General features: G+C 45.1%; 24 protein-coding genes and 1 tRNA gene. 14 read left to right on the plus strand and 11 right to left on the minus strand.

The window, feature by feature from the left end:
* Positions 1-61: 61 nt before the first annotated feature.
* The 5 genes from FN124_RS07450 (at position 62) to FN124_RS07470 (ending at position 8,512) form a co-directional block, all read left to right on the plus strand.
* Positions 62-1,009, plus strand: coding sequence for a TerC/Alx family metal homeostasis membrane protein (locus tag FN124_RS07450; RefSeq protein ID WP_142684101.1), 948 nt, complete (start codon positions 62-64; stop codon positions 1,007-1,009).
* Between the two features lie 62 nt (positions 1,010-1,071).
* A complete protein-coding gene (locus tag FN124_RS07455) occupies positions 1,072-3,576 on the plus strand; it encodes a bifunctional UDP-N-acetylmuramoyl-tripeptide:D-alanyl-D-alanine ligase/alanine racemase (protein ID WP_142684102.1) in 2,505 nt (834 codons plus the stop codon).
* A 60-nt stretch (positions 3,577-3,636) separates the two neighbouring features.
* Entirely contained in the window at positions 3,637-4,290 is a 654-nt protein-coding gene (locus tag FN124_RS07460) for a lipoprotein signal peptidase (protein WP_142684103.1), read from the plus strand.
* A gap of 357 nt (positions 4,291-4,647) precedes the next feature.
* A complete protein-coding gene (locus FN124_RS07465) occupies positions 4,648-7,512 on the plus strand; it encodes a TonB-dependent receptor (RefSeq protein WP_142684104.1) in 2,865 nt (954 codons plus the stop codon).
* Positions 7,513-7,582: 70 nt separating this feature from the next.
* Positions 7,583-8,512: a sulfite exporter TauE/SafE family protein gene (locus tag FN124_RS07470; RefSeq protein WP_142684105.1), complete on the plus strand. Its 930-nt coding sequence runs from the start codon at positions 7,583-7,585 to the stop codon at positions 8,510-8,512.
* On the opposite strand, the gene FN124_RS07475 is transcribed toward FN124_RS07470, so the two are convergent.
* The 7 genes from FN124_RS07475 to FN124_RS07505 all read right to left on the minus strand — a co-directional run bounded on the left by FN124_RS07475 (position 8,495) and on the right by FN124_RS07505 (position 14,532).
* Positions 8,495-9,484, minus strand: coding sequence for a 2-hydroxyacid dehydrogenase (locus FN124_RS07475; protein ID WP_142684106.1), 990 nt, complete (start codon positions 9,482-9,484; stop codon positions 8,495-8,497). The genes FN124_RS07470 and FN124_RS07475 overlap by 18 nt on opposite strands.
* A gap of 87 nt (positions 9,485-9,571) precedes the next feature.
* Positions 9,572-10,972, minus strand: coding sequence for a class II fumarate hydratase (gene fumC, locus FN124_RS07480; RefSeq protein ID WP_142684107.1), 1,401 nt, complete (start codon positions 10,970-10,972; stop codon positions 9,572-9,574).
* A gap of 52 nt (positions 10,973-11,024) precedes the next feature.
* Entirely contained in the window at positions 11,025-11,801 is a 777-nt protein-coding gene (locus FN124_RS07485) for an enoyl-CoA hydratase/isomerase family protein (protein WP_142684108.1), read from the minus strand.
* 319 nt (positions 11,802-12,120) lie between these two features.
* Entirely contained in the window at positions 12,121-12,429 is a 309-nt protein-coding gene (locus FN124_RS07490) for a hypothetical protein (protein ID WP_142684109.1), read from the minus strand.
* A gap of 52 nt (positions 12,430-12,481) precedes the next feature.
* Complete coding sequence (locus FN124_RS07495) at positions 12,482-12,868, minus strand: hypothetical protein (RefSeq protein ID WP_142684110.1); 387 nt, start codon at positions 12,866-12,868, stop codon at positions 12,482-12,484.
* A 296-nt stretch (positions 12,869-13,164) separates the two neighbouring features.
* The gene (locus FN124_RS07500) at positions 13,165-14,019 is read right to left on the minus strand and encodes a hypothetical protein (RefSeq protein ID WP_142684111.1); all 855 of its coding nucleotides are present in this window, start codon (positions 14,017-14,019) and stop codon (positions 13,165-13,167) included.
* Positions 14,020-14,112: 93 nt separating this feature from the next.
* Positions 14,113-14,532 (minus strand): cobalamin B12-binding domain-containing protein, encoded by a 420-nt coding sequence (locus FN124_RS07505; protein WP_142684112.1) that lies wholly within the window; start codon positions 14,530-14,532, stop codon positions 14,113-14,115.
* A 93-nt stretch (positions 14,533-14,625) separates the two neighbouring features.
* Here FN124_RS07505 and FN124_RS07510 point away from each other — a divergent pair, with 93 nt between their 5' ends.
* The 3 genes from FN124_RS07510 (at position 14,626) to vapC (ending at position 16,994) form a co-directional block, all read left to right on the plus strand.
* Positions 14,626-16,296, plus strand: coding sequence for a glutamine--tRNA ligase/YqeY domain fusion protein (locus tag FN124_RS07510; RefSeq protein WP_142684113.1), 1,671 nt, complete (start codon positions 14,626-14,628; stop codon positions 16,294-16,296).
* Positions 16,297-16,392: 96 nt separating this feature from the next.
* Positions 16,393-16,590, plus strand: a complete 198-nt coding sequence (locus tag FN124_RS07515) for a type II toxin-antitoxin system VapB family antitoxin (RefSeq protein ID WP_142684114.1) — start codon at positions 16,393-16,395, stop codon at positions 16,588-16,590.
* Positions 16,587-16,994, plus strand: coding sequence for a type II toxin-antitoxin system VapC family toxin (vapC, locus tag FN124_RS07520; RefSeq protein WP_142684115.1), 408 nt, complete (start codon positions 16,587-16,589; stop codon positions 16,992-16,994). Before FN124_RS07515 ends, vapC begins: the two co-directional genes overlap by 4 nt.
* A gap of 52 nt (positions 16,995-17,046) precedes the next feature.
* Here vapC and gltX read toward each other — a convergent pair whose 3' ends face one another.
* Positions 17,047-18,576 (minus strand): glutamate--tRNA ligase, encoded by a 1,530-nt coding sequence (gene gltX / locus FN124_RS07525; protein ID WP_142684116.1) that lies wholly within the window; start codon positions 18,574-18,576, stop codon positions 17,047-17,049.
* A gap of 149 nt (positions 18,577-18,725) precedes the next feature.
* Between gltX and FN124_RS07530 the strand changes: the two genes are divergently transcribed.
* Positions 18,726-19,349 (plus strand): polysaccharide deacetylase family protein, encoded by a 624-nt coding sequence (locus FN124_RS07530; RefSeq protein WP_142684117.1) that lies wholly within the window; start codon positions 18,726-18,728, stop codon positions 19,347-19,349.
* A gap of 50 nt (positions 19,350-19,399) precedes the next feature.
* Here FN124_RS07530 and FN124_RS07535 read toward each other — a convergent pair whose 3' ends face one another.
* Positions 19,400-20,311, minus strand: a complete 912-nt coding sequence (locus FN124_RS07535; protein ID WP_142684118.1) for a hypothetical protein — start codon at positions 20,309-20,311, stop codon at positions 19,400-19,402.
* A gap of 104 nt (positions 20,312-20,415) precedes the next feature.
* Here FN124_RS07535 and FN124_RS07540 point away from each other — a divergent pair, with 104 nt between their 5' ends.
* The 5 genes from FN124_RS07540 to FN124_RS07560 all read left to right on the plus strand — a co-directional run bounded on the left by FN124_RS07540 (position 20,416) and on the right by FN124_RS07560 (position 25,167).
* Entirely contained in the window at positions 20,416-21,186 is a 771-nt protein-coding gene (locus FN124_RS07540; RefSeq protein ID WP_142684119.1) for a TatD family hydrolase, read from the plus strand.
* 41 nt (positions 21,187-21,227) lie between these two features.
* Positions 21,228-22,265, plus strand: coding sequence for an asparaginase (locus FN124_RS07545; protein WP_142684120.1), 1,038 nt, complete (start codon positions 21,228-21,230; stop codon positions 22,263-22,265).
* 145 nt (positions 22,266-22,410) lie between these two features.
* Positions 22,411-23,103 carry an aquaporin Z gene (gene aqpZ / locus FN124_RS07550; protein WP_142684121.1) on the plus strand — a complete coding sequence of 231 codons (693 nt, stop codon included), beginning with the start codon at positions 22,411-22,413 and terminating at the stop codon, positions 23,101-23,103.
* Positions 23,104-23,192: 89 nt separating this feature from the next.
* Positions 23,193-23,279, plus strand: a tRNA-Ser gene (locus tag FN124_RS07555).
* A gap of 151 nt (positions 23,280-23,430) precedes the next feature.
* On the plus strand, positions 23,431-25,167 hold the full coding sequence (locus tag FN124_RS07560) for a hypothetical protein (protein WP_142684122.1): 1,737 nt from the start codon (positions 23,431-23,433) through the stop codon (positions 25,165-25,167).
* Positions 25,168-25,192: 25 nt separating this feature from the next.
* On the opposite strand, the gene FN124_RS07565 is transcribed toward FN124_RS07560, so the two are convergent.
* Positions 25,193-25,498, minus strand: coding sequence for a DUF3817 domain-containing protein (locus FN124_RS07565; RefSeq protein WP_142684123.1), 306 nt, complete (start codon positions 25,496-25,498; stop codon positions 25,193-25,195).
* 110 nt (positions 25,499-25,608) lie between these two features.
* A complete protein-coding gene (locus FN124_RS07570) occupies positions 25,609-26,526 on the minus strand; it encodes a helix-turn-helix domain-containing protein (protein WP_142684124.1) in 918 nt (305 codons plus the stop codon).
* Between the last annotated feature and the right edge of the window lie 53 nt (positions 26,527-26,579).

Consider the following 26,579-nt stretch of genomic DNA (forward strand, 5'->3'; position numbering starts at 1 on the left):
AGCTTAAACCGGAAACCTAGCCGCCGTTTTCCTATCTTTGCTGCTCACAAAATGCAATCACGTGGGAAAAACAGAGATAACATATCTGGTATTTTTTATTGTGATCATCCTGGCGGTTGTATTTGATCTTGGCTTTTTTAGCAGGAAGAATACAAAAACAAGTTTAAAAACAGCGCTCTGGCAAAGCATTTTCTGGGTAGTTTTATCTATGCTCTTTTTTGGGTTCATGTGGCTGGAAGACGGCGCAGAACCGGCCATCAGCTTTTTGAGCGCATACCTGATGGAGAAATCCCTGTCGATAGATAATATCTTTGTGTTTGTACTCATCTTTAGTTTTTTTAAAATAAAAGAAGAGTATTATTCCCGGGTGTTACTCATAGGTATCCTGATGGCTATTATTTTCAGGGCCATATTTATCTGGCTGGGGATTGCGCTTATAGAAAAATTTGAATGGGTATTATACATTTTTGGTGCTTTTCTCATTTATACCGGTATTAAAATGTTTATCACGAAAGAGGATAATGAATTTAAACCGGAAGAAAATGTGATTTACCGTTTTATGAACAAATACATGCGGGTAACCATGGAAGAGCCTAAGGGCAGGTTCCTGATCCGTAAACATAATAAGGCTTATCTCACCACGTTATCACTGGTTGTAGTGATGCTGGCAATAACAGATATCTTATTTGCGGTAGATTCTATCCCGGCTGTATTTGCTATTTCACGGGATCCGATGGTAGTATATACCTCTAATATATTTGCGGTTTTGGGACTCAGGTCCCTGTTCTTTTTACTGAGAGGAGCGGTTGATAAATTTGATTATCTGCCCCAGGGTATTGCCATTGTCCTGGTTTTTATTGGACTGAAAATGCTGGCAGAATATTTCCTGCACAAGCATGATATTCAAATACCGGTATATGTATCGTTGATAGTGATTGTACTATGCCTTGGAGGTTCTATCCTCTATTCTCTCTATCATCAGAAAAAAGAATTACCGAAGCAGACGTGAAGTAAAAAGCTGCGCAAACAGCAATTTTGCAGCAGTTAAGTGATTATTCAAACCTGATAAACGTGTATAACGCAGCAAGTATCAACAAGACTTTGAAAGGGGAATTGTTGCAAGAGACCGGATTTTCTGAAATTGACCATCTTTTATTGGACAGCAGGAAGCTCAGCTTCCCCGAAACATCTTTGTTTATTTCATTGGTTAGCCCGCGGCGCAACGCGCATCAGTACATAGAGGAATTGTACCGCAAAGGGGTCAGCAATTTTGTAATAAGTGAACAGGTACCCCTGGAGAAGTATCCGAAAGCCAATTTTATCCTCGTTAAAGACACCCTGCAGGCATTACATACGCTGGTGGCCTTTCACCGGCAACAGTTCCACATACCCGTTATTGGTATTACCGGCAGCAATGGCAAAACCATTGTAAAGGAATGGTTGTTCCAACTGCTGGAAAAGGATTACAATATTGTTCGCAGTCCTAAAAGCTATAACTCACAGATAGGCGTTCCCCTTTCTGTGTGGCAAATGAAACCGGAACATCAGCTGGCTATCTTTGAAGCAGGCATTTCGCAACCCGGCGAGATGGTGAACCTTGAAAAAATTATCCGTCCCACTATCGGCATTTTTACCAACATAGGAGAGGCTCACAGTGAAGGCTTTTTAAATATCCGGCAGAAAATAAATGAGAAGCTGGTGCTGTTTGCCAAGAGCGATATTCTTATCTATTGCAAAGATTATCTCGCCCTCAATGAATGTGTGCTTGCCTTTCATAACCAGGTTGGCAAAAAAGAAAACCAGGAAGGAGGCCCTGAACTGTTTTCCTGGTCTAGGAAAACAGATGCCGATCTGCGTGTAACCAATGTGGATAAGAAGGACAACCATACCCGCATAGATGTCCTGTACAAACAAACACCACTGCATTTCCAGATCCCCTTTGTTGATGAAGGATCTATCGAAAACGCCATTCATTGTGTAGCCCTTATGCTATACCTGGGCAAGGAACAGGCCGTGATACAGCAAAGGATGGATCAGCTCAGCAATATTGCCATGCGCCTGGAACTGAAACAGGGGATCAATAACTGCTCTGTGATCAACGATAGCTACAACCTGGATCTCGGTTCCCTTACCATTGCGCTCGACTTTCTCCAGCAACAGCAGCAGCACGCCACCCGAACGGTTATTCTCAGCGATATCCTGCAAAGCGGAAAAAGCGATGCTACTCTTTATGAAGAAGTGGCCGACCTTTTACAAAAGAAAGGCATCAATAAACTTATTGCTATCGGTAAAAATATTGGCCGGGAGAAAAAGAGCTTCCAGCAGATAGAAGGTCTGAAGACCCAGTTCTTCACCACTACCGATGAATACATACAACAGTTCAATGCCGACGATTTCCAGAATGAAACCATCCTGGTAAAAGGTTCCCGCATTTTCCAGTTTGAACGCATCGGTAAACTACTGGAACAAAAAGCGCATCAAACCATCCTGGAAATCAATCTTACTGCCATCTCACATAACGTAAAGCTGTACCAGTCGCTATTAAAGCCCGATACCAAATTAATGGCAATGGTGAAAGCATTCTCCTATGGCAGTGGCAGTTTTGAAATAGCCAATCTCCTCCAGTTCCATGGGGTGGATTACCTTGCGGTAGCCTATGCAGACGAAGGCGTGGAGCTGAGAAGGGCCGGTATTACCATGCCCATCATGGTGATGAACCCCGAACCTGCCAGTTTCGATGCTATTCTTCACTGGAACCTGGAGCCTGAGATTTATTCCATGCAGATACTCCTGCAGTTTATGGAAGAAATTACTACTGCAGGCAAAACAGCTTTCCCCGTTCACATAAAGCTGGATACCGGGATGCACCGTCTTGGCTTTGTGAAAAGTGAGATCCCCGAGCTGGCGCAGATACTCACCGCCACTCCGCTGATGAAGGTACAGTCCATTTTCAGCCACCTGGCTGCCAGTGAAAATCCCGCAAAGGATGCCTTCACCCAGCAACAGGGCCGGTTGTTTTATGATATGAGTCACGAACTGCAGAAAGCGCTGGGCTATACCGTGATCCGCCATATCGCCAACAGTGCCGCCATTAGCCGCCATCCGGATCTGCAACTGGATATGGTACGGCTGGGCATAGGAATGTACGGCATCGACAGCAGCAATGGTATCCAGGATCAACTCCGTAATGTAAGTACACTGAAAACCACGGTAGCACAGCTGAAACACCTGGAAGCCGGCGACACCGTGGGTTACGGCGGCAAATGGGAGGCAAAAGGGCCGGCAGTAACAGCTACCGTGCGTATTGGCTATGCCGATGGTTATCCCCGCAGGTTAGGCATGGGCACAGGTAAAATGCTGGTGCGCGGCAAACTGGCGCCAGTGGCCGGCGTAGTGGCCATGGATATGCTTATGCTGGACGTAACACATATCCCCGATGTGGCAGAAGGCGATGAAGTGATCGTTTTCGGCCAGGATCTGCCTGTACAGGAGCTCTCCAACTGGGCTGAAACCATTCCCTATGAAATATTAACAGGAATTTCACAACGTGTAAAAAGGGTATATTTCCAGGAATAATGATATTGCAGGCTTCGACTTTGAAATAAACTATTATTTTTGATAAAATTCTAATATCAGTTGAAATATCGTCACGTAGTAATTATCGTTATCCTGATCCTGGCTATCGACCAGACGCTGAAATTCTGGATCAAGACGCATATGTTTATGCAACAGGAATTTGTGATTTTCCCCAATTGGTTCCGGATCCACTTTATTGAAAATGAAGGTATGGCCTACGGCCTTAAGTTTGGAGGCGACTTTGGTAAAATACTCCTCACGCTTTTCCGCCTGGTGGCTGTGGTAGTGGGTTTTGTGTATATGAAGAAGCTCATCAGGGAAAAATACAGCACCGGTTTGCTGATCTGTGGATCCCTGATCCTGGCTGGAGCTGCCGGCAACCTGATTGACAGCATGTTTTACGGTCTTATCTTTAATGACAGCATAGGTTATGATGTAGCGAAGTTTATGCCTGCCGGCGGCGGTTATGGCAGCTTTTTACATGGCCGCGTGGTAGATATGCTATACTTCCCAATTTATGAAGGTTACCTGCCTAAATGGGTGCCGTTTAAAGGTGGCGACTACTTCGTGTTTTTCCGCCCTGTATTCAACGTGGCCGATGCTGCCATTTCTACAGGCGTTATCGCTATCCTGCTGTTCCAGAAGCGTTTCTTCGGAAAGCATATGCAGCCCAAAGCCGTTGAACATCCTGTGGCAAAGGATCCTGTAGCATAATTACCAAACTTATTTATATGCAAAAGCGTCCGCCGAACGGCGGACGCTTTTTTAATGAAGGAGATTGTCTGACGCAGGATTAACCATCATAAATTCTAAGTGCTCCAATCGCCTCACCCTGAATGGATTATAGCCCCCAATGCAGTCTCCCCGCATTCCCGGCCCTGGCTTTTTCCAAATTATACCCGCATTTGCTTTGAAATGAAAAATACCCGGATTATATTTGTCTACTAATTCTATAGACTATATGATAATACTTTTTACAAAGCATTCATTTTCAGTACGATGTTGAGGCACGACATTGAAAAAGGTCCCCTTATCAATTTATCATTCCAGAATCAATAATGTTTACTGCACATGCAAAAGTTTTTAATGCTGGCAAAATACCTGTTCTTAATGTTGGTATTCAGCCCGGCACTGGTACAAGCCCAATTGAATGGCTCGTACGTAATCCAGGGTAAAATCACAGACGATCACGGGGTAGCACTTCCCGGGGCATCTGTTCAGATCAAAGGCACTTCTTTCGGTGCTCAAACCGATACCAGCGGCCGGTTTGAAGTGACTACCAACTCTAAATTCCCCCTAAAGCTGGTCATCAGGCTCATAGGCTATCAACCCCAGGAGTTTGAAGTAAAAAGCAGCAGCAGCAAGCTGGCCATTCAGTTATACACCCAATCGCTGCTGGTAAATGAAGTGGTGGTATCTGCTTCCCGGCAACAGGAAAAACTGCTGCGCTCACCGGTGGCCATCGAAAAACTGGACATCAGGGCGTTGAAAGAAACCCCTTCCTCCACTTTCTATGATGCTCTCGGTAACCTGAAAGGCGTTCAAATGACCACCGCCGGTCTTACTTTTAAAGTATTCAACACCCGCGGTTTCAATGTTCCCAACAACTTCCGCTTTATGCAGCTGGTAGATGGTGTGGATAACCAAGCGGCTACCCTCGGTGTACCACTGGGTAACGCCATCGGCCCCACAGAGCTGGATATCTCCAGCGTAGAAGTTACGCCCGGCGCATCTTCCGCTTTGTATGGTATGAACGCCATCAACGGGATGTCGAACCTGATCACTAAAAATCCATTCCAGTACCAGGGCGTAAGCGTTTACCAGAAAGTAGCCGTCAACCATGTTGGCGACGACGGAGGCGCCAAACTGCTCACGGAAACGGCTGTACGTTATGCGCAACAATACACTCCCTGGTTTGCATGGAAGATCAACCTAAGCTACATGCAGGGTACGGACTGGTATGCCGACAGTCACAACGACTTCTCCCCTCAATCCAAAGCCAATCCCGATTTTCCACAGCTCAGCGGCCCCAACAACATTGCCAACGACGCATGGAATAAATACGCCGATAACTCCAACCTCCAGGTAATTGACAAAGATGGCCGCGCCTACACCGTGCACCGCACCGGCTACTGGGAAAAAGACCTCGTAGGCGACTATACCGTTAAAAATAAAAAAGCCGATGTATCCTTCAACTTCCGCTTGCCCCATAAAGTAGAACTGTCTGCTTCCTACCGCTACGGCGAAATGGACGGTTTCTTCCAGCGTGGTAACCGTATCGGCCTCCGTGGCGTAACTGTACAAAACGGAAAACTGGAACTGGTACACCCCGACTTTACAGTACGTTCCTACATCTCCATCGAAAACACCGGCGATTCGTATAACATGAACCCGCTGGCAGATAACCTGGAAAAGTCATTTAAACCGGATAAAAAATGGCTGGCAGATTATACCACTGGTCTTAATAATGCCCTCACAGCCGGTTCCGACCTGGTGGCAGCCCATGCCGCAGCACGTTCCTTTGCCGATGCCGGCAGATGGACTCCCGGTACACCTGCATTTGATGCACAGGTAGCTAAAATAAAAAGTATCAACGACTGGGATATTTACCCTACTTCCAAGAATCCTGAAAATACCAGCGGTGGCGCCGCATTGCTGCAAAAAAGCCGCTTCTATCACACAGAAGGTACCTGGAACCTGCGTAAATATATTCACTTCGCCGATGTACTGGTAGGCGCCGATTACCGGACTTATGAGATCATCCCCGATGGTAATAACTTCGTGGACTTCTCCCGCCCGGTCGACAAACGCAATGAACCCGGCGGTAAACATATTTGGTACGGCAAATACGGTGGCTTCGCACAAATCAGTAAAACATTCTTTAACGACGCCTTAAAGCTCACCGGCTCCCTGCGCTATGATAAAAATGAACAGTTCGATGGTAAAGTAAACCCACGCATCGCGGCAGTTTACAGCATCAAAGACAAACACAATTTCCGCCTCTCCTGGCAGAACGGGTTCCGGTTCCCCTCCCTGTTTGAAGCATACTCGTTCGTAAACAACGGACAGGTACGGCGTGTAGGCGGTCTTGCTTTTATTGAAGAAGGATTGGGTTACTTTAAGAATTCCTTCCTCACCAGCAGTGTTGATGCGTTCGGCGTAGCCGTAAATAAAACCATCAATGCGGAACACATTTCCAAGGAGGCAGCTGCCGCCAAAAATGCCGGTATACTGAAAGTGGCCAACCTGGACCCTATCGTTCCGGAGCAGATCACCTCCTTTGAAGCAGGCTATAAAGCAGTACTGCTCGATAATAAGCTCTTTGTTGATGTAGATGGCTACTATAGCTCCTACAAACACTTCATCGGGCAAATTGAAACTGTGGTACCTAAAACAGGCAATGTCAACAACCCTGATCAAACTGTGCTGAACCAGATGCTGGATAAAGCACAGCAGGATCGTTACCGCGTATGGACCAACAGTAAATCTACCGTAAACAACTACGGCTTCGCTGTAGCTGTTACCTACGATCTGTATAAAAACTATACCATCAGCGGTAATGCCAACTACAATAAACTGGCACAGGATAAAACAAAGGATGACGCTTTGATCCCCGGCTTTAATACACCAGACTGGTTTACCAATGTAAGCCTCGGTAACCGTAATATGTATAAAAACATTGGCTTCAACGTAGTGTGGCACTGGCAAAACACCTTCTACTGGCAGAACCTCTTTGGTAATGGCGATGTGCCTTCCTACAGCACCGTAGATGCGCAAATCACTTATCGTGTACCAAAGATCAAAACCTCCTTTAAACTGGGGGCCTCCAATATCCTGAACTCCAAATACTTCCAGTATGTTGGCGGTCCAACTATAGGCGGATTATACTACCTGAGCTTAACTTATGACAACATTTTTCAGAGAGGTAATAAATAATAGTTGCTGAAACACGGGATGCAGTTGTATAACTGCATCCCTTTTCCAAAAATCACTAAATATAACCGGAATGACTACACGTACAACAGCCGTTGCAGGCACCGTATCCGCAAAGCCGCAGCCATCCATCAAATGGTGGCAGATTGCTGTTGTATCGTTGTTGATTGTCACAGGGCTAACAGCCCTCTATTACTATGAAGTACCGGATGCTGTACAGGGAGATGTACGCCGGTTCTTTCACTCTCTTTTTACCACGGAACTGTTGTTCTATATTATCGTAGGACTATGTGCCCAGCTGGTAGACGGCGCATTGGGTATGGCGTACGGCGCTACTTCGTCGTCGTTGTTATTAGGCCTGGGAGTATCCCCCTCCATCAGCAGCGCCAGCGTACATGTGGCAGAGGTATTTACTACCGGGGCTTCCGGCTTTGCGCATTTTAAACTGGGCAACGTTAACAAGAAACTATTCCTTTGCCTGCTCATACCAGGTATGATCGGTGCTGTTTCAGGCGCCTACCTCTTAGCCGACAAGATAGATGGAGATGTTATTAAACCCTTTATCAGCGCTTACCTGCTCGTACTTGGTATTATTGTGATCCGGAAAGGGATCCAGAAAAATAAAAGGAAAACAAAAACGAAAAGACTTGCTCCCCTGGCCTTCGCCGGTGGATTTATGGACGCCATCGGTGGCGGTGGCTGGGGCCCCATTGTTACTTCTACCTTATTGAGTAAAGGCCGTACCGTACACTATACCATTGGTTCTGTAAATGCGGCAGAGTTTTTTATTTCACTCTCCAGCGCTGCCACATTCCTCATCTTTACCGGTATCTCCAGCTGGCAGGTGATTGTGGGATTGGTGATAGGCGGTGTGATTGCCTCTCCGTTTGCTGCCATCCTGGTGCGCAGGATAAAACGCAAACCGCTGATGATAATGGTAGGAGTACTTATTATCATATTGAGCCTGCGTACTATTATTGACACCTTACTTCACCTCGTTTAATATTATTCCCCCTCTCTCAAAACTACGTATATTGTTCAGCGTTACCTCTGCTATCTGTGTGAGCGCTTCCTTTGTAAAAAAGCCCTGATGGGCAGTTACCAGCACATTTGGAAATGTTGTTAATCTTGATAACACATCATCCTGGATAATACTTCCCGAAAAATTCTGAAAAAACAGGTGCTCTTCCTGTTCATATACATCTATTCCCAATGCGCCTATATGACCCACCTTCAATGCTGCCACTACTGCGGCGGTATCTATTAAACCGCCACGACTGGTATTGATCAGGACCACACCTGTTTTCATAGTAGCAATAGACTGTTCATTGATCATATGCCGGGTACTTTCCATCAGCGGGCAATGCAGCGATATCACCTCCGACTGTGCAAAAATTTTATCAAGAGGCACATACTTTACACCTATCTCCATCAATTCCTCATTCTCATATATGTCATGGGCATATACCTTACATCCGAAGCCCAGCATAATCCTGCAAAATACAGCTCCGATATTTCCTGTACCTACCACACCAATTGTTTTACCGTAGAGATCAAAACCTTCCAGGCCGTTCAGTGTAAAGTTCCCGTCACGTACACGATTATACGATTTGTATATTTTGCGGTTCAGCGCCAGCAGTAAAGCAACAGCATGTTCTGCCACTGCATGGGGTGAGTAGGCAGGCACCCTTACTACTTTAATGCCTGCGGCAGCGGCGGCTTTGAGATCTACATTATTAAATCCTGCGCAACGTAATGCTATCAGTTGAACTCCTTTTTGCCGGAGTATATCAATTACAGCAGCGTTCACCTTATCGTTCACAAACACGCAAACAACAGGTTCTTCTTTTACCAGGGCGGTATTATCTTCATTTAACTGCGCCTCCAGGAAGCGGAAGCGATGTTCACCCGACTGGTTGCTTTGATTGAAATAACAGATGTCGTATGGCTGTGCACTGAAAAAGAGTATGTCCATGGCTATAGTGCTTATTTACAGGGAAGGTAATAAAAAAAGAGCCCCGTTGTCAGCGGGACTCTTTTCTTCCATAAATATGATCTGTACTTACTTGATTTCTCCTACCATGTTTGCAGGTACCACCCACTCGTCAAATTCAGCAGGGGTAACATAACCTAGTTTCACGGCCATTTCCTTGAGGGTAGTTCCTTCCTTATGGGCTTTCTGCGCAATTTCAGCTGCTTTATAGTAGCCTATTTTGGTATTCAGTGCAGTTACCAGCATAAGGGAATTCTCCACGTGCTTTTTGATATTGGCTTCAATTGGTTCGATGCCTTCAGCACATTTATCGTTGAAGCTTACGCAACCATCGCCGATTAAGCGTGCAGAATGCAGGAAGTTGAAGATCATCACCGGTTTAAACACGTTCAGCTCAAAGTGGCCATTGGCGCCTCCGATGCTGATGGCAACGTCATTACCCATTACCTGCGCGGCGATCATGGTGAGGGCTTCGCACTGGGTGGGGTTTACTTTACCCGGCATGATAGATGATCCCGGCTCATTGTCGGGGATATGAATTTCGCCGATACCTGCACGGGGGCCGGAGCTCAGCATGCGTATATCGTTGGCTATCTTCATTAAGCTTACAGCTACTGTTTTCAGAGCGCCATGTGCTTCCACAATAGCATCGTGTGCAGCCAGCGCCTCAAATTTATTCTCAGCAGTAATAAAAGGCAAACCGGTTAACTGCGCAATATTCCTGGCTACATTTTCAGAATATCCTTTAGGTGTATTGATGCCAGTACCAACGGCAGTGCCGCCCAATGCCAGTTCGCTCAGGTGAGGCAGTGAATTGTTGATGGCTTTCAGGCCATGATTCAGCTGGGCAACATAGCCGCTGATTTCCTGTCCCAGTGTAAGTGGCGTTGCATCCATGAAGTGGGTACGGCCAATTTTCACTACATTTTTATATGCTTCTGCTTTTTTGGCCAGCGTATCACGGAGCTTTGTAATGCCGGGAATAGTTACTTCCAACAGCATTTTATAAGCAGCGATGTGCATGGCAGTAGGGAAGGTATCGTTGGAGGACTGTGATTTGTTCACATCATCATTTGGATGAACAAATTTGTCCTTATCAGTAAGCTGACCGCCATGAATAACGTGGGCGCGGTAAGCTACCACTTCGTTTACGTTCATGTTAGACTGGGTACCGGAACCGGTTTGCCATACTACCAGCGGAAACTGGTCGTCCAGTTTACCTTCCAGTATTTCATCGCATACCTGGCCAATCAGGTCACTTTTCTCTTTGGACAGTACACCTGCTTCGAGGTTAGTGATAGCTGCCGCTTTCTTCAGGTAAGCGAATGCCTTGATAATTTCCTTCGGCATTTTGTTGATGTCCTGCGCGATCTTGAAATTTTCAATGGAGCGCTGTGTTTGAGCGCCATAATAGGCATTTACAGGCACTTTTACCTCGCCCATTGTGTCTTTCTCTATTCTGAATTCCATGACTTAAACTTTTAAGGCTACAAAAGTACGGCTTTACGGTTTGGGCTGCAAGCTATTCCCCGGTAAAATTCGCCTGTCTTTTCTGGATAAAGGCTGCTGCCCCTTCCTGCAGATCTTTTGTAGCAAAGCAGGCCCCGAATTCTTTCAGTTCCAGTTCAAAGCCGTCCTGGTCTTTATCCAGTGCGGCATTGGCGCATTTAATCACGCGGGCCACTGCCAGTGGTGCTTTTGTCTGTATTTTTTGTAAGATGGAAATGGCTTTGGGCAGCAATTCTTCGGGCTTTAAAACATGGTTCACCAGTCCCCAGGCCTGTGCCTCCGTGGCATTGATCATATCTCCCGTAAGCATAAGCTCCAGGGCTTTCCCCTTACCAATCAGCTGGGTAAGCCTTTGGGTGCCGCCGTAACCGGGAATCAGCCCCAGGTTCACTTCCGGCTGGCCAAACTTAGCGTTTTCGCTGGCAATCCGGAAATGACAGGCCATGGCCAGCTCACAGCCTCCGCCCAATGCAAAACCGTTTACAGCGGCTATGATGGGCTTAGGGCTGCTTTCTATGCGTTGGAAGATAACATGGCCTTTCTTGGCCAGTTCTTCTCCCTGTTTATCTGATAACGTCAGGAACTCGCTGATATCTGCGCCGGCTACAAATGCTTTTTCACCTGCGCCGGTAATAATGGCTCCTTTGATTTGCCTGTTGCTGTACACTTCATCTACTGCCAATGCAAGGTCCGCCAGCACCTGCTGGTTGAGGGCATTCATCTTTTCCGGGCGGTTGATGGTGATCGTCAGGATGTTATTCTCCAAATGGGTGCTTATGGTCTGATACATGTGCCGTATTTTAGTTTATCAATATTAAGCAATATTCAATAACCTAACGAATCAGCCCGATAGAGTTGCTTATCCCGGCCTGAACTTAGGATTAAGCATAGCAGCATTCTGCCTCAAGGAAGAAGTCTATATAAGATTGAGATATTTTTCAGCCAGTTCACTATTATAACTGGTTACAAGGCCACCATCCTACAAAAGGATTCAACCTTTTTACCGCTCCCCCTTTTGATGATCTTCTCTATGAGGTCGCAGTACGATAATTCTATTCTTTTAATGAGTTCTACCTTCTTTTACCATTAAAATAGCACATCTCGGAAAATTAATAGTTAATAACAAGTCGGGGCGCCTTAACCACATCTGGAGTAATGTTATCGGGATATTGATTAGAATAAAAAATCCTTCTATTAAGAACTTTAGAGCTTTCCTTAAGTTCAATCATAAATCCCATCATGAACCCACTCCCATTTACATTCTTCATCTTTTTCATAAGTGCGGTTACATCAACAGTAATATCAAGCTGTTTTAAATTAGTATGTGGTACCAGTACCTGATCTTCAAGCGTACTACCAAAATCGTAAACATCGCTTTTAGGGGTTACAGTTTGCGGATTATATACGTCCCAGTCCATATCAATACGTCGGATATAAAATGCGTTATTGGGACCCGGGTTAGCATCAACTTTATTGCCTTCCCCCAGGGGAGAAATGTGAATGAAGTGTCAAATACGCCGATTTAATGAGTTCAGGATTGCTAACATAGGGAAAAGTCAAAATGCTTTTGAAAGTAAACCATTTGCCGTCGATTGTCCAGTTTTCTGCAACAATCTCCCTGGTATAAGCTTTTGATCTATCTTCATATTCATTACGAAAACCCATTTGCGGAGGCGGCAGAGGGATCCGCTTTGGATCCATCGCCCGTACCAACTTAATATCAAAAGGCAATGCTCCTTCAACGTGTGCTTTTTCAGGATATAAAACTACGGAATCACCAGGTTGAATTGCTGGAGAATCTCCTGAGTCATTTCCTTCTTTTTTACAGCTGAAAACAAGAATAACAAATGCGAACAAGACTCCTAGTAGGGGGATGAGATGGGTGTTTCATAACAATGTTTTTTATAGGATAATTTCTGTAAAGAAATGCTATTCGGCAAATTCATGCCAACAATTTTTAAACGATTGCTCTTTCTTTGTGAGGAGAAAACTATAAAGCTTCAAAGTTGGCTTTGAAGCTTTATAAACCAACTAACAAGAAATATGGGAGAAATAGAATCCCCGATTGTCAACGAAAACAGGGTGCTAGTCTATCAAATGGACTGTCAATTGTTCAGAGATAACCTACTGGATAAGAAGACTTATTTGCTAAGTTAATAGTTCACCTCAAACTCTGCTTTGCCACTTTTCATCTTCATATAGTGTCTTTTTCTCTTTACTTTAAAATAATCGATGCCGCTGAAGTTATAACTGAAGGTAACAAACATCAGGTTTGCCTCTAAATTTTTGTAGGGGTAAACGGAATTGCCATCTTTATCTTTTGTTTTAAAGTCCTTGTTGAAGAAATTTTGCGGATAGTACTGCACCTTCAGTCCAAAGCCGGGATTAAAGCGGAAACCTGCAAACAGGGAAGGCATCAGCAGGGGCGTACGGTCGCTGAACCATTCATTGAATTTATGGACCTTATCACCATCCACAAATTGTTTTTCTTTATAGTTAATAGCCATGTCTATTTCGCCACCGGCAAAAAAGAATAAGCTACCGGAAGAAAGATCACCTACCTTGATACCCAGCGGAACTCCCAGGGTGTACACCCGTTGTTTCAATTTCAGGGAATCCGCAGGCTTTGAGATTAACCCGATGTTCTTCAGGTTGATCCCTGTAAAAACACCAAAATTCCGGGAAAAGTCCTTATTAAAGTTAGAGCCGACATTCAGAAACATGGTAAACCTCGGAATGTTACGCAGATGCTCCCCGTTGTTTTTCATAGAAGCAAAGGACAATAGGGGGCCATCTCCACCGTGGGTTATGTATACTCCTTCCCGGTGTTTGGGATATTTTCCGAAAATGATGGAAAAAACGGTTTTCTCACTGCTAACAACAGAGGTATCAGCGTTAGCAGAAGTGGTGGTCGCAGTCTTAGTGACCGAGTCTTTCTTTTCCTGGGCGAATACATTACAACACAATATCAACAGTAACAGGAATAACGGGCATAACTTACATTTCATAAAGCGGGTGTTATGGTTTTTTAGATATTTGGTGGACTATTTCCACTAAAGACGACCCGGTTTTAAAAATGTTACGGCGATCCGGGAATTTTTTTAAAAATTCCTGTGACTGGCCACCCAGCTGGTGATATACTCGGAAATGTCTTTGGTATTGGTACCGGGAGGGAACAGTTTTCCTACCCCCATTTCCTGCAGTGCTTCCATATCGGCGTCGGGGATAATGCCACCACCGGTGAGCAGCACATCGTTCATGCCCTTTTCCTTCATCTGGGCAATGATCTTGGGGAATACGGTCATATGAGCGCCAGAGAGAATGCTTATGCCTATAGCGTCCACATCTTCCTGCAGGGCGGCATTCACCACCATCTCCGGGGTTTGGCGCAAACCGGTATATATTACCTCCATGCCGGCATCCCGCAGTGCTGCCGCAATTACCTTTGCGCCCCTGTCGTGGCCATCCAGGCCTACTTTAGCTACCAATACACGAACAGGACGATTTAACGGGTTGACCATACCATTTTCATATTAAGGAAGTAAATGTACGAAAAAGCAGAAAGCTTAAGCTCTCGGCTTTTTTGTACATTTGCCGTCCAAGATAAAATTATTATGAGCGAAGAAAGATCCCTCAATTTTATAGAACAAATTGTTGAGGAAGACATAGCGAACGGCGTAAATGACGGCCGGGTACTGACCCGGTTCCCGCCCGAACCCAATGGCTACCTGCATATAGGTCATGCCAAATCCATTGTACTGAACTTTGGACTGGCCCAGAAATACAATGGAAAAACCAATCTCCGCTTCGACGATACCAACCCGGTTACTGAAGATACCGAGTACGTGGAATCTATTAAAGATGATATCCGCTGGCTGGGATTTGAGTGGGAGCAGGAACTGTATGCTTCCGATTACTTTGAACAACTCTACGCATTTGCCGTAAAAATGATAGAAAAAGGGCTGGCCTATGTAGAAGACGCCAGCGCCGATGAAATTGCCGCTGCCAAAGGTACGCCTACCGTACCAGGTACGCCCACCCCGGCCAGGAGCCGCTCCGTAGCGGAAAACCTCGACCTGTTTGAGCGGATGCGCAAAGGCGAATTCAAGGACGGCGAAAAAACCCTCCGCGCCAAAGCAGACCTGGCTTCGCCCAATATGCACATGCGCGACCCACTGATGTACCGCATTAAACATGCACACCACCACCGTACCGGCGATAAATGGTGCATCTACCCAATGTATGATTTTGCGCATGGACAAAGCGACAGCATCGAACATATTACCCATTCCATCTGTACGCTGGAATTCATTCCGCACCGCCCGCTGTACGACTGGTTCATTAAAGAACTGGAGATCTTCCCCAGCCGCCAGTACGAGTTTGCCCGCTTAAACCTTACCTATACGGTGATGAGTAAACGAAAACTCAAACAACTGGTGGAAGAAGGTCACGTAAGCGGATGGGATGACCCCCGTATGCCTACCATCAGCGGCCTGCGCCGCCGTGGTTATACCGCTGCCAGCATCCGCCAGCTCTGCGAACGCGTAGGCGTACAGAAACGCGATAATATGATCGAACTGGGTCTCCTGGAATTCTGTATCCGCGAAGAGCTGAACAGGACCGCCAACCGCGTAATGGCCGTGCTGGACCCCGTAAAACTGGTGATCACCAATTATCCCGAAGGACAGGTAGAAGAAATGACCGCCGATAACAATCCGGAAGATGAAAACGCAGGCTCCCGTACCCTGCCTTTCAGCAATACGCTGTATATAGAGCGGGAAGATTTTATGGAGGAGCCTCCAAAGAAATTCTTCCGCCTCGGTCCCGGCCTGATGGTGCGTTTGAAAAACGCCTATATCATCAAAGGAGAAAGCTTTGAAAAGGACGCAGACGGTAATATCACTACCATTTACGCCACTTACCTGCCGGAAAGCAAAAGTGGGGGCGACCAGAGCGGGCTAACCGTTAAAGGAACCATCCACTGGGTAAGCGCAGCGCACGCCGCTACTGCCGAAGTAAGGATCTACGACCGCCTGTTTACCGCGGAAAATCCACAGGCAGAAGAAGCCGACTTCAAAACCCTTATCAACCCGGATTCATTGCAGGTAATTAAACAGGCCTATGTAGAACCGGGCCTGCTACAGGCCAAACCAGGCGAACGCTTCCAGTTCCTGCGCAAAGGTTACTTTGTAGTAGATAAAGACAGCACTCCTGAAAAAGTGGTGTTCAACAGAACAGTAACCCTGAAAGACGCATGGGCAAAAGAAAGTGCCAAAGGGAAGTAAAATATTTCTTTCAGATATGGGGAGGCCGGGCAGTTACTGTCCGGCCTTTTTATGTGTATTATTATATGTATTTTTATTTACAGTAATCCACTTTATATGGCAAAAACCAATATAGACCTAGATGATAAACTGATCAAAGAAGCGATGCGGCTTAATAAGGGTAAAACAAAAGAAGAAGTAATAAATGAAGCGCTTAAAAAATATATTCTAGGTATTAATCAGCGCAAATTTTTAGATCTGAAGGGAAAAGTACAATGGGATGGAGACCTAAACGAAATGAGGGGGAAAAAATGAAGCCACTACTTTTCGATACATCTGTCTGGATTGACGCTTTACGCCAGAAAGAAACACCACAAACCAATCTGTTAACCCATTACCTGAATAATGACTTCGAAATTCCGCTTATTCCTATCGTGGTACAGGAATGCCTTCAAGGGATAAGAGATGATAATGAACACAGGAAAGTAAAAGAAACATTCCGGCATTTTACCAGATTGGAATTATCTCCCATGGCCACCGCTATTGGCGCCTCCGCATTATTCCGCTCGCTCCGCAAAAAAGGTATTACCATCCGCAAAAGTAATGATTGCGTAATCGCTTTTTATGCCCTGAGCTTTAACCTGGAAGTGGTGCACAACGACAGCGACTTTGACCTGATCAGCAGCCACTCGGAATTAAAAACGTGGAAAAATAACTAAGGCTAAGCAATTCATCACCGCTTAGCCTTTATCTATTTAACAACTAACAGTCCTACTTAAACGCTTCCAGCCCTTTTGCAATACGCGAACGGGTTTCAGCTGCCCCCAGGGTGGCTACGATATCAAACACAGGAGGTCCGAATTTTCCACCGGTGAGCATAATGCGGAATGGCAGTTGTACATCTCCCATTTTAAGGTTCTTTTCTGCTGCCAGGGCTTTGAACGCTGCCTCCAGCTCAGCTGCCGGTGCAGCAGATAACGACTCCAGCTGTTCAGACCAGGTTTGGAAAAACGCTTCTTTATCTGCGTTCCATTTAGGCTTTACGGCTGCTTCATCATAACTGCCCGGGCTTTGGAAGAAGAAAAATCCATGATCCCATATTTCATTCACAAAATAGCAGCGTTCTTTAACAAGCCCTGCTACCGTGGCCACATAAGCGGGATCCGCTGTAATGCCTTTCTCTTCAAGTACCGGCTGAAATAAGGCAGCCAGGCTTTCATTGTCTTTGTGATGAATATACTGGTGGTTAAACCACTTCGCTTTTTCGAAATCGAATTTGGCGCCGGCCTTATGTACCCGTTCCAGGGAGAACTTTTGTATCAGTTCCTCCAGGGAAAATATTTCCTGTTCCGTACCATCATTCCAGCCAAGCATAGCCAGCATATTGATGAATGCCTCCGGCAGGAAACCGCGTTCACGGAAGCCTTTGGTCACTTCTTTGGTGTTGGGATCGGTCCAGTTCATGGCGTATACGGGGAAGCCTAAACGATCTCCGTCACGTTTGCTGAGCTTGCCATTGCCATCCGGTTTCAGGATCAGTGGCAGATGGGCCCATTGCGGCATATCCGCTTCCCAACCCAGGAACTTCCACAGCAACAGGTGTACCGGCGCCGATGGCAGCCACTCTTCGCCGCGGAAAGCGTGGGTTATTTTCATGAGGTAATCGTCTACCACCACTGCAAGGTGATAGGTAGGCATACCATCTGCTTTCAGCAAAACTTTATCATCTACCTGCGAAGTATGAAAGGTCACTTCTCCCCGAACCAGGTCGGTAAAAGTAATTTCCTCATTGGCAGGCATGTTTATACGGATCACATGCGCTGTATTTTTCGCCAGCAGGTCCTGTACTTCCGCATCAGGAAGCGTAAGGGAATTACGCATTTTTTCCCTCACTATGTGGTTGTATTGGGGAGATGGATTCTCCGGCGTTTTCAGGCGCTCGCGCATACTCTCCAGTTCTTCCGGGGTATCGAAAGCGTAATACGCATGCCCTGCTTTTACCAGCTGCTCCGCATATTGACGGTACAGCTGCTTCCGCTCACTTTGACGGTAAGGAGCATACGGACCGCCTGCTTCCGGGCTTTCGTCGGGAGTAAGGCCGCACCAGCGCAAACATTCATTAATATACTCTTCCGCCCCGGGAACATAGCGGGTCTGGTCTGTATCTTCTATACGCAGTATAAAATCGCCTTTATGCTGCTTCGCAAATAAATAGTTGAACAATACAGTGCGCACACCTCCAAGATGTAAGCCACCAGTAGGACTGGGCGCAAAACGCACTCTTACTTTTTTGTGATCCATAGGCGGCAAAGATAAGGATTTCGCTTTTAGCTGAAAGTGATTGTACCGGGAGATATGTGGAGATTAAAATTTTTTAATGCGAAGTTGTGCTAACAGACATTAAGTATATTGCGGTATACTAAAGCTCATCGCTAAAAGCCAAAGGCTATATGTTCTATCTTACTAAAACTCCCGGCATCCTGAAAGCCTTATATAAAAGCTGTGTCTGGAATCTTTCCCCGGCAGGCAATAAGGTATATCTTACTTTTGATGATGGCCCACATCCCCAGGCTACTCCCTTTGTACTGGAGCAATTGGCAAAATTCAATGCCAAAGCCACTTTCTTCTGCATCGGGAAAAACGTACTGGAACATCCTGCTATTTACCAGCAGATCCTGGAAGCGGGTCATACCACCGGCAATCACACCCATAATCATCTGAACGGATGGAAAACCAGTACCGGGAAATATATTGAAAACGTGCTGGAAGCAGCGAAATATATTGCTTCACCATTGTTCAGGCCTCCCTATGGCAGGATCACGCCCTTCCAGATCAAACAGATCAGGGATAAGATCCCCGGCGCCCAAATTATTATGTGGGATATTCTCAGTGGTGATTTCGATACGCAGATCAACGGAGAGGCATGTGTACAAAACGTGGTATTCAAATTACAACCCGGGTCTATCGTCGTATTTCACGATAGCGCCAAGGCCTGGGACCGGCTGGAATATGCGCTGCCACGGGTTTTGGAATATTGCAGGAAACAGAAACTTGAAGTAGCCGCCATCATGTAACAGCTGTTGCCGATCACAAACGGCATCAGCAACAGCTGTTGCAGGTAGTTTTATAAGCTGATCTGTTTTGTTTTATCTCCTACGGTAATTGTAACAGGATCGGTACATTTACCATTCCCGTAATCAACTACCCCTGTTACCTTATCAAATTCAACCTTCAGTTTTCCTTTCACGAAGTGCCCGCAGTCATATACTTTTACCAGTGGCACCTGTGTTGTAAAAGTAGCGGTAACACCGGTTACAGGGCCCTTCTCATAAGAAATGCCGGCATTGCCTTCCACCGCATATACATCATCAGAAGGATTCAGCAGAGGGCTTACCGGATCAAACCCTGCTGTTTGTTTTATAGTTCTTTTGCTGGTATAGTTGATCACTACCGTATCGTTCAGCACTACTTTTCCCCCGGTTAATTCAGTGGTATACTGGATGCCGGCTGTTGAACTGTAGCTTACACCGCTGATCTTAAAGAGGCCTTCTATTAACTTCCCATTAAGCTTATAGTCTGCCGGTTCCACTGTAATGGTAGAAGCGGGGTCAAACAACGGGCCACTGAAAGTAACATTCAATTTACCACTGCGGTACACGCCATACCGGTCGAGGCAGGATTCGCCAAAGTCGATCAACACTTTTTTAGGCCATTGGTCGGGATTGGTGGCATCCAATAACTCTGCTACCGGGCAAGAAGTTGTTACAGTATTGGGCATCACATTATTCACACCGGCCTTGCGGGCTGTAAACAGTCCCTGGGTAACGGCTACTTCCGCCACTGTTTCAAAAAGCCCGCTGTACATAGCGCTGGCGGCGGCCTCGTGCTGCGCGGCAGCAATAGTGTTATTATCAGGCTGGTTATTCGGTGCGGTATCTGTGGTTACTTCCTTTTTACAGGCGAAAAAAATGGTGACAACCGCCACGCTGGCAATAGTCCATGCCAGCACACGATTTGTACTGAAATAGCTTTTCATAGTTTAGGTTTTATTAGCAATTAGGTTTTCCGGTCTTTACCTTTGCAATAATAAAGATACCGTTTAAATATTAAAAAAATTACAAATTCAATAAAATAATTATTATGCTTTGGATAGATACCCACACGCACCTTTATTCCGAAGAATTTGAGGCCGACCGGGAGGAGATGGTAGCGCGGGCCATAGCAGCAGGGGTAGATAAACTGTTTTTGCCGAATATAGATGAAAGCTCTGTTGATGGGATGCTGGCGCTGGAAGCAAAGCACCCGGATCATATTTACGCCATGATGGGCATACATCCCTGTTATGTAAAAGAAGCCGTGGATGAGCAGCTTGACCTGGTAAGGGCCTGGTTACAGCAACGGCCGTTCAGCGCCATCGGTGAAATAGGGCTGGACTTCTACTGGGATAAATCCCTGTTAATCCAGCAATACAAAGCTTTCCAGGAGCAGCTGATATTGTCGAGGGAGTACAACCTCCCGGTATCCATTCACAGCCGGGAAGCCACACGGGAATGCATCAACGAAGTAAAAGCATTACAGGATGGCCGCCTGAGCGGGGTATTCCACTGCTTCTCCGGAACCCTGGATGAGGCAAAGGAAATCATCGACCTGGGCTTTTACCTCGGTATAGGCGGTGTGGTTACTTTCAAGAAATCAGGTTTGGACAAACTGCTGGAAGAAATTGACCTGGCGCATATCGTAATGGAAACAGATGCACCTTACCTGGCGCCGGTTCCTTATCGCGGAAAACGTAATGAAAGCGCCTACCTCCCGCTGGCAGGAGAAAAGGTGGCAGATATAAAAAATCTAAAAATAGCAGACGTTGCAGCTATAACAAGCAGCAATGCCCGGAAATTATTCAAAATGCTCTAACTGTTTAGTGAATACCTTTGCAGGCAATGGCTACTAGCACAATGAGTAAAATTCTGATAATTTACACGGGCGGTACTGTAGGTATGATCTATGACGATAAAACCAAAGCACTGCGCCCGATCGGCTTCAACGAGATAAGAAATAATTTACCGGAACTATACCGGATGGGCATTGATTTTTATGTATACGCATTTAATCCGCCTATCGATTCATCAGACATGCAGCCGGAGATATGGGTGGAACTGGCCAGTATTATTGAAGACCGCTACGACCGTTACGATGGCTTTGTAATTCTTCATGGGTCGGACACCATGGCTTTCACAGCCTCCGCCCTGAGCTTTATGCTGGAAAACCTCTCCAAACCCGTTATTCTCACCGGCTCCCAGCTTCCCATCGGGAAAATACGTACGGACGCCAAAGAGAACATTATTACAGCAATGGAAATAGCCTGCAGCAGGCATAACGGCACCACTGTTTCTATGGTACCGGAAGTATGTATTTACTTCGACTTTTCCCTGTTCAGAGGCAACCGTTCAAAAAAATATAATGCGGAAAAGTTCGAGGCCTTTTACACAATGAACTACCCGCAACTTGCAGAAGCAGGCATTGATATCAAGTTCAAACACCAGTTTATTTTACCCCCACCCACACAACCATTAAAGGTGCATAAAGAACTGGAAACAAATATTACCGTCTTAAAGTTATTCCCAGGTATTACCAGGAGGGCAGTGGAAGCTATACTAAGCGTATCCGGCTTAAAAGGCGTAATCATGGAAACCTTTGGCAGTGGTAATACCAACACACAACCCTGGTTTATAGAGAGCATTAAAAAAGTGATCGACAACGGCGCTATTATAGTAGATATCACTCAATGTGACGGTGGATCTGTGGAGCTGGGGAAATATGAAACCAGCCAGCACCTGGTGGAAATTGGTGTGGTGAGCGGTCATGATATGACCTTTGAAGCAGCAGTGACCAAACTGATGTTTGTACTGGGCCAGGGGCTTTCTGTCAGCGATGCCAAAAAAATGCTGGAAACATCTCTGCGGGGCGAACTTACACCGATTGAAGTATATTAAATATCTTATTCAAGGAAGCATTTAGAAGCGGGAAGTACATTCAATTATACATCCTACTTTTTTTTATTTTGAATATTTAAAGTAAATTTAAATATCACCAAACACTTATTCCCCAATTTCTATTCACCACAAAAATTATTATTCTATGGGAGTTTCGTTATCACAAAAATGCATTGCTGAATTCTTTGGCACTTTTGTGCTCGTATTTATGGGTTGTGGAAGTGCCGTTTTAGCAGGCAGTCATGTTGGATTTCTTGGTATCTCTTTTTCATTTGGTTTATCGGTGGTTACAATGGCCTACGCAATAGGTCATATTTCCGGATGTCATTTAAACCCAGCTATTACCATTTCCCTGTGGTCTACAGGCAAAATATCCGGCAAAGATGCAGGCGGGTATATTGTTGCACAGATCATTGGTGGTATTGTAGCTGCAGCGCTCCTGTATTTTATTGCACAGGGTAAAGCAGATTACAGTATTGCGGCGAACGGTCTTGGCGCCAACGGAGTAGAAGATGGCTCACCGGATCATTATTCCCTCATCAGCGGCCTGGTGGCGGAAATCACCCTGACCGCCATATTCCTTGTAGTAGTGCATGGCAGCACCAGTAAAAACAACGGCAACACAGCGTTTGCCGGACTGGCAATCGGGCTTTGCCTGACCATGATCCACATTGTAGGCATCCCGGTTACAGGGGTTTCTGTGAATCCTGCCAGGAGCATCGGGCCAGCCCTGTTTGTTGGTGGTGCCGCTATTTCCCATCTCTGGGTATTTATTGTAGGACCCATTGTAGGCGGCCTTTTAGGCGGGGGTATATGGAAGCTCTACGATAAGAATTAAACTTTTTTTTGAAATATAAAGTAAAGGATTATCTTTGCAACCCTGAATTGGAAAATCAACCCTTCCGTTTGTTCAGGAAAGATAATCACGGAGAAGTGCAGGAGTGGTTGAACTGGCACGCCTGGAAAGTGTGTATAGGTGAAAGCCTATCAAGGGTTCGAATCCCTTCTTCTCCGCAAGCTTTAAAGATGCCCGCTCATTGAGCGGGTTTTTCTTTTAAGGGCTTCATCAAAAAACCTTTCACACCATCCTTCCAGCCAAAAAATCTCCAATAGTATTACTTAATATTATTTATTATTGTAATCCTGATACCTAAAAACTGATTTAATGAAAGTTGTTTCCCTGGCGCTAACTTTAGCAATGCTCTGCACAACCACCTATGCACAAAAAACAACCATCAAATGGGGAGAAGAATTTAACCTTAAAAAAGGTAGTTCAGATCTGAGAGTTGTACTGGCAGATAAAAACAGTGCTTTTTTGCAGGAAAGCCACCCTGCAATGAAAAGCTATTTTGTAGTTGGCGCAACGCTAAGGGAATCAGCTTCACTCGTTAAGGTGGATAAAAATCTATCGGAAGTTTTCCGCAACGACTTCAACAAAGAATTAAGGGGCAAAGAATTCGTTCAGTTCTTTAGCTGTGAAGACAAGTTGTTCTTGATTTCTTCCGACTATAGTAAACGCGACAAAACCTTATCCCTTTACGCTTCAGCGGTAGATAAGAACTCCGGGGAACTTACAGGAGAATGGAGGGAAGTAGCCAGCTATCAGAAAGAAGAAAAAGCTGATGATATTAATTTCAGGATCACTTACAATACAGACAGCACGAAAATGATCATTGTTAGCAGTATTGAGGGGAAAGAAAGAAATGAATACAGGTTCCAGGAGCTTAATAAAAATCTTAAAGCTACGGCCAACCCTTTTACTATTTCAAATGAATTTGAATCTAAAAAATATCAGCTGGAAGATGTATTGTATACCAATGAACAAAAGGTTATACTTGTAGGACGCATGTACGAATATGAAGAAGGTAAAAAGAAAAAGGAGAAATTCCTTGATTTTATGAATTACAATATTCGTATTTACGATGAAAAAGGTAAACAACGGTCAGAAATAAATACCAGTATTAATGGGAAATGGCTGATCAGTACAAAATTAGTACAGGAGAAAAACAATGACCTGGTTCTTGCAGCATTTTACAGTAATGAAAAAAAAGGCAAAACCATCGATGGAATGCTGGTACAAAGAATTAACGTTGCAAACGGAACTGTAATATCCACAAGTGATAAACCTATCAATAATTCCTTTTTATCTGCCAATGTAGACAACACAGATAATGATACCGACGATGATAAGGATGAAAGTAAAGAAGAAAAAAAACTAAGGGAAAGTATAAGTAAACTGAAGGATGAAGGAGAAGGATTTTCAAAATACATGCAATTCAGGAATATCTTTTATACGGCAGACAATGGTCTTATTATCCTGGCGGAATACTTCCATCATTTCATTACAACCAGTCAGAGCTATAGCGCAGGCGCCAACGGCACACCCGGCCAGTGGACCAGTACTACCAATTATAATTATATATCCGGCGATCTCATGATGTGCAAAGTAGATGCCGCCGGCAATATTGCATGGCTCCGGATCATACCTAAAAAACAACGCGAGGTGATTCAATCTTCAGGCAGAATCTATGGTAGTGGGTTCCAATATACTCCCAGCTATTTTATGGCCGGAAACAGACCGTTTTATTCAGGGTTTGGCGCTATTCAAACAGGCAATACTATCCAGATCATATTTAACGATAATACAAAAAACGCGAACATCATCCAGGCCGGTCAGAAAGCAAAAGCAATTAACCGCTTTGCAAAATCGGACTGCTTTGTTTTAAATGTAAATGAACTCACCGGTGAGCTCAACAGAAAACTATTTTTCACCAATAGCGATGTGCCTACAGCTATGCCACGGTTAGGAGTAGTATTTGGAAATGATATGTATATGGTTGGGAAAACGGACAGAATATTTGGCAAGTCAAAAGTTGCCCTGGCTAAGATTACGGTAAAGTAGCGCACATCGCCCGCTATCTCCAATTTCAGATATACTTCGACAAAATAACCCTGTCTATATAAAATGTCCCGAAAGGAATAAAACATGCCAGCAATACCTTCCAGGTTGTGGTACGGAACTTCCACCTGTAGGCAATTCCAACGCTCATGGTATTTAACACAAAGAGCAGGAATAATATTCCATGTGCAGGTCCCATCGCCTTCACCAGCGAAGGATCATGATATACATATTTCAGGGGCACCGCTATACCAACCAGTACCAGCAGGGAAATTCCTTCTAAAAAGGCTATCAGCCGCAATCTTCCAACTTGTGTATTAAAAAACTTCAGCATAGTTAATCGATCTTATAAAAGCTTCATACCGCTTTCCATGGGAACAACGAATACATGTCCGCAAAGCTCTGTTTAAAAGCTTCCGGCTGTTAGGACCAATATGGGTGATTTTAGGACAATTCAATCTTCTTGCGAAACTCGGTTGGCGTAATGCCTTCATATTTTCTGAAGAGCCGGGTAAAATACGACTGGTCCTCAAAACCTACGTCCCCAGCCACTTCGCTGATACTTAGGTTACTTTGGCTCAATAATACTTTTGCTTCCAGTACAATCGTTTCAGCGATCCACCGTGCAGGGGATTTACCCGTAACGGCTTTCACTGATTTATTCAAATGATTAGGCGTAATGTTCAGCAGGGAAGCATAGTCTGTTACAAGATGCAATGTGCTGATATGGGCAAATACCAGTTCCTTAAAGCGATGGGTAATATTAATGGCGGCGGTTTGATGAGTGCCCGTCTGCGGTTTGTAAAGCTGTTTCACTTCACACAGCAATGTGATAAGGTATGTCTGGATAATTTCCAGGTTATTCAACCCGTTCCGGCTGTAATCGAGCAGCAGGCGTTTAAAAAGATGCAATACAAATCCTGCAGTCTGGTTATCCAGCCGCACTTTAGGGTTACCCCATACCCTTAAAAAATCAAATGCTTTCAGCGGCTCCTGTGTACTATATTTCCCGGTAAGGATATCCGTATGAAAATTACACAGGTATCCTTTATTTACTTCGCCGCTTTTAAAAGAGAAGACTTGTCCTGCCGGCACAAAGAGCATTTCATTTTTATAGATCGTATACAATTCGCTTCCGATCTTTATACTTGCCTCTCCACCTGTAATAAACAAACAGCTATGATTGGTAGACCGTGAAGCAGGTACTGCCTGTGTTACCAGGCGGTACATCTCCTCTACCTTCACAATAAAAAATTTGTCGAAATCAGGTTTTAAGATGTTATCAAGCTCCCTCCGGGGTTGCATAAACCTGGCTGTAAATGAACCCGGGTGATATACCGCTATTCCTTTTTTCACTGGCATGATCAATTGCTTTTATCTAAGATAAAAACAAAGCACCATCTGTCAATAAGAGA

It is taken from the genome of Chitinophaga polysaccharea (genome assembly GCF_902150045.1).
Lineage (GTDB): Bacteria > Bacteroidota > Bacteroidia > Chitinophagales > Chitinophagaceae > Chitinophaga > Chitinophaga polysaccharea_A.